9 protein-coding genes are annotated in these 13,143 nt (G+C 45.9%); 7 read left to right on the forward strand and 2 right to left on the reverse strand.

Annotation, left to right across the window (positions count from 1 at the left end; genetic code table 11):
• From IY568_RS07340 to IY568_RS07370, 7 genes are all read left to right on the forward strand, one after another.
• A complete protein-coding gene (locus IY568_RS07340; RefSeq protein WP_194867197.1) occupies positions 1–969 on the forward strand; it encodes a sensor histidine kinase in 969 nt (322 codons plus the stop codon).
• Positions 970–1,482: 513 nt separating this feature from the next.
• Complete coding sequence (locus tag IY568_RS07345) at positions 1,483–4,608, forward strand: glycosyl hydrolase family 18 protein (protein ID WP_194867198.1); 3,126 nt, start codon at positions 1,483–1,485, stop codon at positions 4,606–4,608.
• Between the two features lie 52 nt (positions 4,609–4,660).
• Positions 4,661–6,097: a lytic polysaccharide monooxygenase gene (locus IY568_RS07350; protein ID WP_125556940.1), complete on the forward strand. Its 1,437-nt coding sequence runs from the start codon at positions 4,661–4,663 to the stop codon at positions 6,095–6,097.
• 81 nt (positions 6,098–6,178) lie between these two features.
• Positions 6,179–8,644, forward strand: coding sequence for a glycosyl hydrolase family 18 protein (locus tag IY568_RS07355; protein ID WP_194867199.1), 2,466 nt, complete (start codon positions 6,179–6,181; stop codon positions 8,642–8,644).
• A 143-nt stretch (positions 8,645–8,787) separates the two neighbouring features.
• Complete coding sequence (locus IY568_RS07360) at positions 8,788–9,585, forward strand: substrate-binding periplasmic protein (protein ID WP_138539302.1); 798 nt, start codon at positions 8,788–8,790, stop codon at positions 9,583–9,585.
• Positions 9,586–9,588: 3 nt separating this feature from the next.
• Complete coding sequence (locus IY568_RS07365; RefSeq protein ID WP_125556934.1) at positions 9,589–10,011, forward strand: hypothetical protein; 423 nt, start codon at positions 9,589–9,591, stop codon at positions 10,009–10,011.
• Between the two features lie 4 nt (positions 10,012–10,015).
• Positions 10,016–11,182: an anhydro-N-acetylmuramic acid kinase gene (locus IY568_RS07370; RefSeq protein WP_194867200.1), complete on the forward strand. Its 1,167-nt coding sequence runs from the start codon at positions 10,016–10,018 to the stop codon at positions 11,180–11,182.
• Here the strand turns inward: IY568_RS07370 and IY568_RS07375 are convergent.
• Complete coding sequence (locus IY568_RS07375; RefSeq protein ID WP_194867201.1) at positions 11,147–11,671, reverse strand: hypothetical protein; 525 nt, start codon at positions 11,669–11,671, stop codon at positions 11,147–11,149. The two genes, IY568_RS07370 and IY568_RS07375, sit on opposite strands and share 36 nt — an antisense overlap.
• A 123-nt stretch (positions 11,672–11,794) precedes the next feature.
• Positions 11,795–12,934 carry a Na/Pi symporter gene (locus tag IY568_RS07380; protein ID WP_010381270.1) on the reverse strand — a complete coding sequence of 380 codons (1,140 nt, stop codon included), beginning with the start codon at positions 12,932–12,934 and terminating at the stop codon, positions 11,795–11,797.
• Between the last annotated feature and the right edge of the window lie 209 nt (positions 12,935–13,143).

The raw sequence follows: 13,143 nt of genomic DNA on the forward strand, positions 1-13,143 counted from the left end.
ATGTCGCAAGGTGACAATGAATATTACAAGGCGTACCGCAGAGAAAAGCAAGCTCGTGATGAGCTTGAAACGCTATTAGAAGACAAAACACGCTCTTTATACCTTGCCAACCAAGAGCTTGAGGCTAATCTGACGCAGCTAAAACGACAACATGCCGCTATTTTGCAGAGTGAGAAGATGGCGACGCTCGGTGTTATGTCTGCGGGCGTGGCACACGAAATAAATAATCCCTTGGCTTATGTTAACAGTAATGTGGCTACACTGGGGCAGGTCGCTAAAGGCGTTGCGGAATTGATTAATACAAGTCAGCAATTTTCAGACAACGCAATTGATCAGGAGGCGTTTAAAGAGGCGTTTAAGAACCTGGAAGCACAATATCAGCTGGGTTTCTTTGCGGAAGATGCAGAAGATCTCATCGAAGATTGCCAGGACGGTTGTCGGCGTATCGCGACTATCGTCGCAAGTTTATTGGATTTCGCTCGGCCCAAAAACAATGAATTTGTGATGGCTGATATGACAGAAGCGATTGACAGTGCGCTGGGCTTGCTTGCTAATCAGCTTAAGCACATTGAACTGGTGGTCGAAAAAGCAGATATCCCACTTAGTTATTGCAATCTTGCTGCGTTAAATCAGGTGATCATTAACTTATTGATGAATGCCAAATATGCTTGTGAGCAGGGTAAAGCACTAGGGAACTGCCCAACTCCTCAAATCAAACTGATCGTCAGACAGGTGCAGGACCATATCCTGATCGAAATGATTGATAATGGTACCGGTATAGAATCCGACAAATTACCGCATATATTCGAACCTTTTTTTACCACCAAACCTGTTGGGCAGGGGACCGGTATGGGTCTGGCTGTTGTGTATGGGATTATCTCAGAGCATAAAGGCACCATTAATATTGAAAGTAAGCGTAATGAAGGTGCTAAAGTCTCGCTAACATTGCCTGTCATCATTGCCAGTTAATCACGCAGATAGTCTTCATTAAGATTTCTATTCCTTCAAAATAACTACTGAACAACCTCGTTGTACCTCATTTAATGTCAAATCATGCCTTTGTTACAGCGTTAACGTTAACGTTAACGTGATGTTATTGGTCTGACCTGGTTGGTTTCTTATATAACTATTGGTTATAATATATGTTTAAACGTGATCTTCAGAATTGCACGCAAAAGATAAGAAAAACTTATCCGAATACATAAGTTTTTCTTTCCTATGTTTCTAATTTGTTTCTAACTGATTGTTCTTTATGCAATAGCTTTGAATATATGAACTGTAATATATGAATTTAACTCATTTAATTGGGGTAGGGTCAAAATGAGAAAAAGTCCATTCATTTGAATAATTGGTAGGTAAAAAGGATGGTTTGTGAGGTTTTGTTGATTAAAAAGTAGTCACGCTTACGTTGACGTACTTCATTTCTATGTTAGCTTTACTTTAAAAATGTTAATCACAAAAACAGTAAAGGTTGAAGAAAGTATGAAAACGAGAAACAAATTCAAGATGGCACTGCAGCTCAGCGCAATCGCTATTGCTATAGGCTCAACACATGCAAACGCGTATGACTGTACCGGTCTAAATCCATGGCAATCTGGTAATGCCTATACGGGTGGTCAGCAGGTCGAACAAAATAATAATGCTTATGAAGCGAACTGGTGGACGCGTTCTGAGCCGGCAACGAATTCCGGTGACTGGCAGGAGTGGACTTGGCTGGGTTTGTGTGACAGCGCTGTCGAAAATAAACCGCCAGTAGCTAGTAACTTACAGCCAGTTTCCGGCACTGAATTCGTTGTAAATGACAGCGTTGCCATCAGTGTTAAAGCCGTCGATTCAGATGGCACTGTGAGCAAGGTCGAGTTTTTTGTTGACGGAAGCCTGGTTGCCACTGACGTAAGCGGCACCGCGGATATGTTTGACGCGCAATGGAATGCCAGTGTTGGTACGCATGATATCAGCGCGACAGCCTATGATGATAAAGGTGCTGCATCTAACGTATTGACTAGTCAAGTGGTTGTAAAGCCAGCAGATACTGGTAACAAAGCACCTGAAGCGCAGCTTGTTATTAAGAGTCAGCCAGCGGAATTGATTGTTGGTTCGCAGGTCGTTTTCGGCTTGTCTGGTAGCGATATAGACGGCCAGGTAACCAAGTTGACGTTTACGGTAGATGGTGTTGATGTTGTAACAACCAATGGTAGTGCAACGGACCATACCTGGACAGCGCAGCAACTTGGCCCAGTTACATTTACTCTAACAGTAACTGACGATAAAGGCGCTACGGCTAGCGTTTCTCAATCTCTGACCGTTGTTGAGCAGGGCCAGGGTGGACGCGACGACTGTAAACCTGAAGGTTTGTTCCAAACACCTGGTGTGAACACACCTTACTGTACTATCTATGATGTCGATGGTCGTGAAAAAATGGGTACAGATCACCCTCGTCGGGTTATCGGTTACTTCACGAGCTGGAGAAACGGTGCCAATGGCCAGCCTTCTTACCTAGTGAATGATATTCCATGGGACAAAATAACCCATATTAATTATGCTTTTGCTCATGTTGACGCGAACAACAAGGTTTCAATTGGTGACCCAGCCGCACCAGGCAACCCGGCTACAAATATGGAATGGCCAGGCGAAGCGGGTGCTGAGATGGACCCTGCCTTACCTTATAAAGGTCACTTCAACTTACTTAACAAATATAAGAAACAACATCCGGATGTTAAAACTCTCATCTCTGTAGGTGGTTGGGCAGAAACCGGTGGCTACTTTGGCAGCGATGGCAAGCGCGTTAACAGTGGTGGCTTCTACACTATGACGACCAATTCTGATGGCAGTGTTAATCAGGCTGGTATCGATGCGTTTGCGGCAAGTGCGGTCGAGTTCATTCGCACCTATGGCTTCGATGGTGTCGACATTGACTATGAATACCCGACTTCAATGAATGACGCAGGTCACCCAGATGACTTCCCAATTTCTAATGCGCTACGTGCCGGGTTGAATGCCTCTTATCAGGTATTGATGAAGCGTTTACGTGAAGAGTTAGACAAAGCCGGTCAGCAAGATGGCAAACACTACATGCTAACTATTGCGTCACCTTCTTCTGGCTATTTGCTGCGTGGTATGGAGACCTTCCAGGTTACTAAGTATCTGGATTACGTCAACATTATGTCTTATGACCTGCATGGCGCATGGAACCAACACGTAGGCCACAATGCTTCTTTGTTTGATACTGGTGAAGATTCAGAGCTTAAAGCATGGAACGTATACGGCACTGCTGAGTTTGAAGGCATCGGTTACCTGAATACAGACTGGGCTGTTAAGTACTTCCGTGGTGCGCTATCGGGCGGTCGTATTAACATTGGTATTCCATACTACACGCGTGGTTTCAAGGATGTCCAGGGTGGGACTAATGGACTGTGGGGCCAGGCAGCCTTCCCAGATCAGGCAAACTGTCCTCCGGGCACCGGTAAAGGCGAGAAGAATAAGTGCGGCAATGGCGCAGTGGGTATCGATAACCTTTGGCATGACAAGAATGACGTAGGCCTGGAAGTACCTGCCGGTTCTAACCCGCTGTGGCATGTTAAGAACCTGCAGTCTGGCGTGTTAGGAAGCTACCTGGCTGACTATGGTCTGAACCCGGTGACAGACCCAGAAGATGCATTGACCGGTACATATGCACGTCATTATGACTCTGTTGCCGTGGCGCCTTGGTTATGGAACGCAGAGAAAAAAGTGTTCTTGTCTATTGAAGACGAGGAGTCGATGGGCACCAAAGTTGACTATGTTATCAACAATGGTCTGGGCGGCATTATGTTCTGGGAACTTGCTGGTGACTTTGACTACGATGCCGCAAAAGGTGAGTACTTCATGGGGTCGAGCCTGACAACGCTAGCATACAATAAGTTTAATCAGTCTGGTGCGCCTTACGATATTCATCCGGGGAATGTGAACTTCCAGGTTCCTGCGGAATCCGTTGATGTTACCTTCACCGCAAAAGATTTCCCACTAGGTGATGATAACTATCCAATTGCGCCAACATTTGCGTTTACCAACAACTCTGCCATTGATTTGTCAGGTGCGAAGATCACATTTGATGTGCCAGTTGCAACATCGGCAATCTTTAAGTCGAACTGGAATGCGCAAGAGAAACTGGGTATGGCGGTTGAAGCGAATGCCTCTAACGCTGCTGGCAACAACATTGGCGGATTTGAGAATGAGTTCCACCGCTTCTCAATCACCCTGGTAGACGAGTGGGGCAACATTCCGAAGTCGTTCGCACCGGGTGAAACGGTCAATGCTCAGGTAATGTACTACATGCCTATTACAGGTCCGGTTAACTTTGTTGCTGAGAAAGACGGTAAACGTTACGCATTTAAGTTCGAGTATCCGAAATTGCCAGATGCAAAACCAGGTGATGGTAACGGCGGTCCAATCACAAGCTGTGAAGGTGTGCCTATCTCTCAGATTAAAGTATACCCAGAGTTTCCAAAGGGCACTCATGCTGCTCAGGGTGACTTAATCATCGATGGAAATGGTGTTTACAAAGCGAAGTGGTGGAGCAATAAACAGCCATCAGTAAGTTCGGATTACACCAAGGTTTGTAGTTTGTAACCGACCTAATTTCAAAGGACAGGGGCTTCGGCCCCTATGATAGAGGCAAACTATGAAAACGTTTAAATTACTATCACAGCAGAGCGCAATCAGCGCATTGGTATTGTCAGCATTGTGCTACAGCGACCTGGCTGCAAGCCATGGTTACATGGATTTTCCGCTTGCGAGGCAGGCTATTTGTGAAGACCAAGGAGGGTACTGGTGGCCAGAAGATGGTTCCAATATCCCCAATGCTGCCTGTCGGGCTGCTTATCTGGAATCAGGCTACGTGCAGTTTATTCAGGAACACGAATTCGCCGTTAATACGCCAGATTACAACAACCAACAGGCTGTAGAGAAGAATATACCAGACGGCACTCTCTGTGCGGCGGGCTCACATGAAAAACGTGGCATGAATCTGCCGTCAGCCGATTGGCAAAAGACAGAGGTTCGTCCTAATGCAAATGGTGAGCTGGCAATTCGCTTTCATGCGACGACACCGCACAACCCCAGCTTCTGGAAGTTCTATCTGACCAAGCCTGGGTTTAACCCGGCGACAGACGTCATGACGTGGGGCAGTATCGACTTGATCACAGAGATCGGTAACGTAGATTTTGTCAAAGATCCGGATGGTAAACGTATTTACGAAATGACCATTCAGATACCTCAAGGCCGTAGTGGCGACGCTATTTTGTATACGCGCTGGCAGCGCAATGATGTCGTTGGAGAAGGCTTTTACAACTGTAGCGACATTAACATAGTGTCTGATTCGCAGCCTACCGACTGGTACGCAGCTGGCTATTTTGTTAGCCGGGGACAGACGGCTAACGCTGGCGACCTTGTGTGGGCGCGCGTTTTTGACCAAAACGGCCAGGAAATTGTCAAACATTCTTTAACAGTCACGGCGCAAAATCAGGCCAGCTGGGCGACTGTGCTGGCAGGTCAGCTGAATGCAACCTATGCCAATGATGTTCAGGTCGGTGTCAAACAGACTAATGGCGACGTGGTGTTCGATGAAGCGAATTTGCTTAGTAATCAAGTGTTCGTAACAGATGCGGCGTACACCTATAACCTCACTATCGTACCTAAGGCGCCAAACACGCCTCCTACGGTTCATCAACCTGACCCGGTTGTGATGGATGAGAATGCACAAGTACAGGTACACGTGCATGCCTTTGATGATGAGCAGACCGAGCTTGTATACAACTGGACACTGCCTGCTGGGCTCTCTATGACAGGCAGCGGCGCCACTATCTCTTTACAAAGCGGTGAAGTCTCAGCAGATACACAGTATACCGTGTCGGTAGCTGTATCGGATGGTGAATTAGTGACTTCCAGAGACTTCACTGTCACGGTTAAGGATGTACCTGTATCAACTTTTCCTCAGTGGAAGGCCTCTAAAACTTACGTAGGTGGCGATAAAGTCTCTCATGGTAATAAAAACTACGAAGCCAAATGGTGGACACGTGGTGAGGAACCAGGAAAAGCACAGGTCTGGAAAGCACTTTAGTGAGACATAAAAGTTTTAAGCAGTACCAATAACTCACCCCTCGGGGTTTGGATATAACATGTAAATAAGGTTGAGAAAGTAATGAAGATTAAACAGATAAGTACAGCGATAGGCTTAGCACTTATGAGCGGTTCAGTATTAGCTGCACCTTCAACACCTAGCTTGAGCTGGGAGCCACAAGTGTATTCTTTTGTAGATGTTGTACTCGATGGAAACGGGTCATACAAAGACTTGGTAACTGCTAAAGATAAAGTTGATATTCAGATTAAATGGAACGCCTGGAGTGGTACAGGTGGTGACAGTTATAAAGTCTACTTTGACAATCAGCTTGTTAATGAAGGTACGTTAACAGCCGGCACAAAGAGCGGCACTATCACTTTCCCTTATATGCAATCTGGTCGCCATACTTTGTATGTTGAGCTGTGTGATAGCACGGGTTGTGCAAGAAGTGCTGGTAAAGAGATAGTGATTGCCGATACAGATGGTGGTCATCTTGAGCCTCTGCCTATGGATGTTAACCCGAATAACCGTAACAACGGCACAATCCCGGGCAAAGTAACAGGTGCTTACTTTGTAGAATGGGGAATCTACGGCCGTGACTTTGACGTTACCAACATTCCTGCACAAAACCTGAGTCACCTGCTGTATGGATTTATTCCAATCTGTGGCGCGAATGAGTCGCTGAAAGAAATTGAAAATGGTAACAGCTGGCGCGCATTGCAAAAGGCTTGTGCGGGAACAGCTGATTATGAAGTCGTCATTCACGATCCCTGGGCTGCTGTGCAGAAAACACTGCCTGGCGTGAATCAAAACGACCCAATCCGTGGCACATATGCTCAGCTGATGGCACTTAAACAGCGTTACCCTGATCTTAAGATTCTGCCTTCAGTTGGTGGTTGGACGCTTTCTGACCCATTCCACGGCTTTACAACGAAAGCAAACCGTGACGTTTTCGTCGCTTCAATGAAGAAATTCCTGAAAACCTGGAAATTCTATGACGGCGTAGACATTGACTGGGAATTCCCTGGTGGTGATGGTCCAAATCCTGATTTGGGCGATCCAGTCAATGATGGTCCTGCCTATATTGCGTTAATGGCTGAGCTTCGTGCCATGCTTGATGAGCTGGAAGCCGAAACTGGCCGCACCTATGAGCTTACTTCTGCAATCGGTTCTGGTTACGACAAAATTGAAGATGTTGACTATCAGGCTGCTCAGCAGTACATGGATTACATCTTTGCAATGACCTATGACTTTTACGGCGGCTGGAACAATGTTACAGGTCACCAGACTGGACTATATTGTGGTTCGCACCTGAGCCAGGACGAATGTAATGGCACTGGTGTAGATGATAATGGTGAGCCGCGCAAGGGTCCTGCTTATACAGCCCACAATGCGGTACAACTGTTGCTTCAACAGGGCGTTAATTCCAAGAAAATTGTAATGGGTGCTGCAATGTATGGCCGTGGCTGGGAAGGCGTGCTAGACCAGAATACCACTATCCCGGGCAACCCAATGACTGCACCTGGTAATGGTAAATACGCAGGTTCAACTTCTGAGGGGGTTTGGGAACCAGGTATCATGGATTATAAAGCCATTGCTGCTAATCTGGTCGGTCCAAATGGTACAGGCTTGAATGGATTTGAAGTAGGCTATGACGATCAAGCTGAAGCAGCTTACGTTTGGAATCGCAGCAATGGTAAATTGCTGACGTTCGATAGCGCGCGTTCTGTAGAAGCGAAAGGCCGTTACGTTAACTTGTATGACTTGGGTGGTTTGTTTGCCTGGGAAATTGACGCGGATAATGGTGATATTCTAAATGCAATGTACGATGGCCTGACTGGTGGCGTGCCAGTTAATAAGCCGCCAGTTGTGTCTGTAGATAGTAACGTTGTAGTGCAGTCAGGTGGCTCAATCACAGTGACAGCTACAGCGTCTGACCCAGATAATCAGCCTCTGACTTACGCATGGAGTGCGCCAAGCGCTTTGACGCTGACTAATGCAACGACTACTTCAGTCGGTGTTGCGGCACCAGTGGTTACTCAGGATACCGAGTATACGTTAACGATTGCTGTATCTGATGGCGAAGCGACTACAACGCGCAATGTTACTGTGTTGGTAAAAGCGCCTTCAACAGGTAACGATGCACCTGTTGTATCACCAATCGCTGCAGTATCACTTGCGGAAAACACCAGCACATCAGTACAGGTAAGTGCAACGGATCCAAATGGTGATGCACTCACTTACACTTGGTCGGCAAGCAATGGCCTGACTGTCAACGGTCAGGGCGCGAACGCCACAATTACAGCGCCGGAAGTAACACTGGATACAACTTATCAGGTGACCGTTGCTGTATCTGACGGTACTGCGACGACTACAGCGTCATTTGATGTGACTGTGACTGATTCTTCAGTAGGTGCAGATCCTTGGGATAGAAATAAAGTCTATGTCGGAGGCGACCGCGTTAGTTATCAAGGTAACTTGTACGAAGCAAAATGGTGGACGCGTGGTGAAGAGCCAGGCAAAGCGATGGTGTGGAAAGCACTATAAAGTATGTTGATATCAGAGGTCAGGGTTTGGCCTCTGATTGACCAAGGGATTGGCCAACAATAATCAATAAAGGCGCTTCGGCGCCTTTGTTTTCTTCCAGTTATCCTTCATAATCTAGCTAATATTAATGATAGTTAGACATCGTGCATTTAATTTTTCTATTGTTTTTCCTGCCCATCGCTGCGCTTGCCAGTGAACAATGTGATACACGTTACAAGGTTGGTGTTGGTACCAGTTGGCCACCTTACGTGATGTACCGAGACACCGTGCCTTACGGTTTGGATGTAGACATCACCCGCAGGGTGTTCAGTAAAGCTAAGCTGTGTATCGATTTTGTACAGTTACCTTCATCGGCCCGCGGTATCACTGAGCTATCTAAGGGGTTCATAGATATCTTGCCTTCTGCCAGCTTCAATACGCAAAGGGCTGAACTGGCTTTTTTTAGCCAGGCATATCGTCGAGAGAGAATGCGCTTGTTTACACGCAAGGAACGGGTTAAAGAAGTCAGAAGTTTGACTGAGCTATTTGCTTCAGAACACACGTTTGTGTCTAATCCTGGCGCGTACTACGGCAAAGAGCTCGAACAAATTTTAAAAATTGCCTGGTACAGAGAACGGTTGCTTGAAGTACCGAGCATCAACCAGCGCATGCAGCTGGTGAATCGCAAACGTGTCGATTTTTTAATTGAAGATGAGTTTTCGGGTTTCTACTACATAGAGAAGTTGGGTTTTGAGCAGATGCGAATACACCCTTATGTGGTAAATGACAACGCGATTCATTTTATGTTAAGCCGAAAATCATTTAATAAGCAGCAAATAGATGAGATTAATGCCGCTATCGACGCCCTGAAAGACGAGATAGCCGATTTAATTGGTCAATATGGCATAAATACAGAGGCACGACCAAAAAGTGCGAGCCTCGAGTCATTTTACGGAGTGTGATAGATGCACAAAGCTGGCTTGATAATGAGTTTGATGATGGTGGTTTCGGTCTCTGCTATTGCCGACGATCTTAAGCCCTATCGTTTTGACAGCATGCAAATGAACCTCGGCGCTTTATTTTTTGACCGTGCAGATCGCATGAGGCCAGCAAAAAGTGACTTTAAGGTCAACCGCAGTGTGGCAATGTCGAATGACGATGGACACCGTGCTGTGATACTGAGCCTTGAAAACCTTTCCTCGGGCAGGCGTATCCTCGAACCTGAGCAACTGATGGTGATTTATGCTGACGGTACGGCATTGCGGGTTAACGCATTACCAAAAAAAATTCTGCTAGAGGGCTACGAAAAACGCAACTTCACACTGGAGTTAGGCGAAAATGATTATCCTGTTGTGGCAGTAGTGGCAGCCAATAACGAAGGATATTAATACAATGGGACTTAAACAAATTCGTCAGCTCCACGCAATCTCAAACAAACCTGTCCGTAGAATTCTGGGGTTGATGAGCGGCACGTCTCTCGATGGCCTGGATCTGGCCTTGTGTGAGGTGACTGGCTCAGGCACAGAAACACAATGTAAGTTGCTAAAATTTAAAACCTACGCCTACGACAGCGAATTTAAAACCAAGGTGAGAGCAGTTTTTGCCAAAGAGACCATTAACCTCGAATACCTCACCTTACTTAACCCCTGGATTGGGCAATACCACGCAAAATTAATCAATCAAACTCTGTCTCAGTGGCAAGTCAATACGTCAGACATAGATTTGATAGCCAGCCATGGCCAGACTATATTTCACTGCCCTCATCATCAGCATATGCATGTCGACTTCGGTGACGGGACACTGCAGCTAGGGGACGGAGATCAGGTTGCAACACATACTCAGATAATCACAGTTTCGGATTTCAGACAAAAGCACATTGCAAAAGGAGGCGAGGGTGCGCCACTGGCACAGTACGGCGACTATCTGTTATATCAAAGCGCACAGGTGCATCGTATTTTGTTAAACCTCGGCGGAATTGCAAACTTCACTGTGTTACCGCGTAATGGCCAAGTAGACGATGTGCAATGTTCAGACATCGGGCCGGGCAATACGCTCATGGATGCATTTTGTCAGCGTTATTTTGATGTGCCTTTCGATGAAGGTGGACGGTTAGCCGCAAAGGGAGAAGTCTGTGAAAGTTTGCTCGATTTGCTAAAAACCATACCTTTTTTTCATTTCGACACGCCAAAGACCACCGGACCTGAAGTGTTTAATCTTACCATGTTGGAAGAAATGCGGGCCAAATGCCCAGAGTTACTGTCTTCTTATGACGTGCTCGCTACACTCAATGAGTTAACTGTCTGGTGTGTGCTGGAACATATACAGCGTCTTAAGTTGGATGGTTCCGTGCAATTGATTGTCAGTGGTGGTGGTGCGCACAACACATTTTTGGTCAGTAAGATTGGGTCTGGACTGCCAGACGATTATGAGGTGTCTGAGCTGTCGCAAGATGGCGTGTGTGTTGATTCTAAAGAAGCGGCATTATTTGCGGTCCTGGCTAATGAATGCGTGGCTGGTGGTGGATCATTTTCGTTCGGTAAGATAAGCCTGCCTGGTTGAGCCTAGCAGGTTATTAATTTCTGTACGCAGATATTGGATGACAGCCTGAAACAAACCACCGGCATGCCTTGCGTTGTTGGCCGTAACCAGAACTTGATTTTCATTTGGGTGTATTTCACGCGGTAGGTAGGCCATGTAATCCATGCTGTTTTTTACGCGTTGTTTGTAGCCCAGTAAACTCAATTGCAGATTATACGAGCCACTTTTTCCAGCCCCGCTCAGACGTACTTCAATGGTACCGGTCATAATATCTTTTTCTTTGAGCTTCGCCATGCCTACAAAGTCAACGTCACGGTTGTCCTGGTGATTTGCCGTAATACGGATTTGATTACCTGACACTGCATCCTGAGGTAGCTGACACGACACGACCAACTGGTCTTGCTCGATGAAAAACTCAAGTTGATCGAATGGTGAGCCTTGCTCAAGGAAAAACAGCTGTTGGGCCTGGTCCTGTATATCAAAAGTCAAAGACCGTTTACGTGTATTCATGATTCTGCCGAAAGATTAAACCGACGTCATTATGCCGGGGTTATATGTCAAAATTATTAAAAAAGGGCTCATGAGTGAGCCCTTTTTACGAGTAACGAATTACTCGTTGTTTTGTCTGCCAGATTATTTGATTGCAAGCATCAACAGGCCAGGCAATACAAAGAAGGAACCTAGTACATAACCAAATGCCGCAGATTTATTACGTGTTCCAATGCGTGCCAGTTTCTCGGCCAATTGCAGCGGGATTTCACGAAGCAGTGGCAAGCCGTATATCAGGCCAACAGCGAATACGTTAAACATAACGTGTACCAATGCAATTGTCAGTGCAACTTCTGCATTAGGACCGGTGATAGATGTTGCAGCAAGTAATGCTGTGATAGTTGTACCAATGTTCGCACCCAATGTGAATGGATAGATTTGACGCGTGTTGAATACACCGCTGCCTGCCAGAGGGATCATTAGGCTAGTTGTCGTTGATGAAGATTGAACCATCACGGTTACGGCTGCACCTGAGCTGATACCAGCGATTGGGCCACGACCAATTGCACTGTGCAGAAGCTCTTTTGCGCGGCCTACAAGTGCTTTCTTAAGCAGTTTACCCAAGGTGGTTACTGCGAATAAAATCATGGCAATACCAACCACAACCATCGCAATACCTACAGCTTTACCGTCAAGGAAGCTTACTGCGTCTTTAACCAGGCCAACTGCAGGCTTTACAAGTGGTTTGATGAAGTTATAGCTCTTTAGAGATAAGTCTGCATCACCAACGAACAGGTGCGACAGTGCTGCAGAGAATTTTTCAAGCAGACCAAACATAATTTCCAGCGGCAGGAAAATTGCAACTGCAAACAAGTTGAAGAAGTCATGCACTGTCGATGCGGCAAATGCACGTTGGAATTCTTCTTTATCACGGATATGGCCAATTGAAACCAGTGTATTAGTGATAGTGGTACCAATGTTAGCACCCATGATCATAGGAATGGCGATGCCTAATGGCAGACCACCTGCAACCAGACCAACAATAACTGAAGTTACGGTAGATGAAGACTGAACGAGCGCGGTGGCAAATGCACCCAGCATTAACGCCACAAATGGGTTTGTTGCAAATGCAAAAATTTCTTTAGCACCTTCTGTGCCGCCTGAAGCTAATTTAAAACCACCACTTACGGTGCCTACAGCAACTAAAACAAGATAGACCAGTAATGCAATCGCGGTCCAATTTAAGATCTTTGCAAAAAGAGAGGTTTGATTTTGTTCACTCATGATTTTACTCAGTTATGTCTGGCCAAGCTATGTGGCACTTTGATGACGTTTTTATTTCAGGGCGGATTAAAACAAAGTTATATGACAGAAATATTTCAATGCGATTGTCATTTAACCAGGTACTCAAAGTTAAAGGCGACAGTTTGACACTTTGTCTATGAAGAATTTATAGATTTTTTTTTAAGTTTCTAATAATTGGTGCTATTTTG

The organism is Pseudoalteromonas sp. PPB1 (assembly GCF_015356275.1).
In the GTDB taxonomy this organism is placed as follows: Bacteria; Pseudomonadota; Gammaproteobacteria; order Enterobacterales; family Alteromonadaceae; genus Pseudoalteromonas; species Pseudoalteromonas rubra_D.

Coding starts and splice junctions, on each gene's coding strand:
- IY568_RS07340 (WP_194867197.1), top strand. CDS start 1: ATGTCGCAAGGTGACAATGAATATTACAAGGCGTACCGCAGAGAAAAG.
- IY568_RS07345 (WP_194867198.1), top strand. CDS start 1,483: ATGAAAACGAGAAACAAATTCAAGATGGCACTGCAGCTCAGCGCAATC.
- IY568_RS07350 (WP_125556940.1), top strand. CDS start 4,661: ATGAAAACGTTTAAATTACTATCACAGCAGAGCGCAATCAGCGCATTG.
- IY568_RS07355 (WP_194867199.1), top strand. CDS start 6,179: ATGAAGATTAAACAGATAAGTACAGCGATAGGCTTAGCACTTATGAGC.
- IY568_RS07365 (WP_125556934.1), top strand. CDS start 9,589: ATGCACAAAGCTGGCTTGATAATGAGTTTGATGATGGTGGTTTCGGTC.
- IY568_RS07370 (WP_194867200.1), top strand. CDS start 10,016: ATGGGACTTAAACAAATTCGTCAGCTCCACGCAATCTCAAACAAACCT.
- IY568_RS07375 (WP_194867201.1), bottom strand. CDS start 11,671: ATGAATACACGTAAACGGTCTTTGACTTTTGATATACAGGACCAGGCC.
- IY568_RS07380 (WP_010381270.1), bottom strand. CDS start 12,934: ATGAGTGAACAAAATCAAACCTCTCTTTTTGCAAAGATCTTAAATTGG.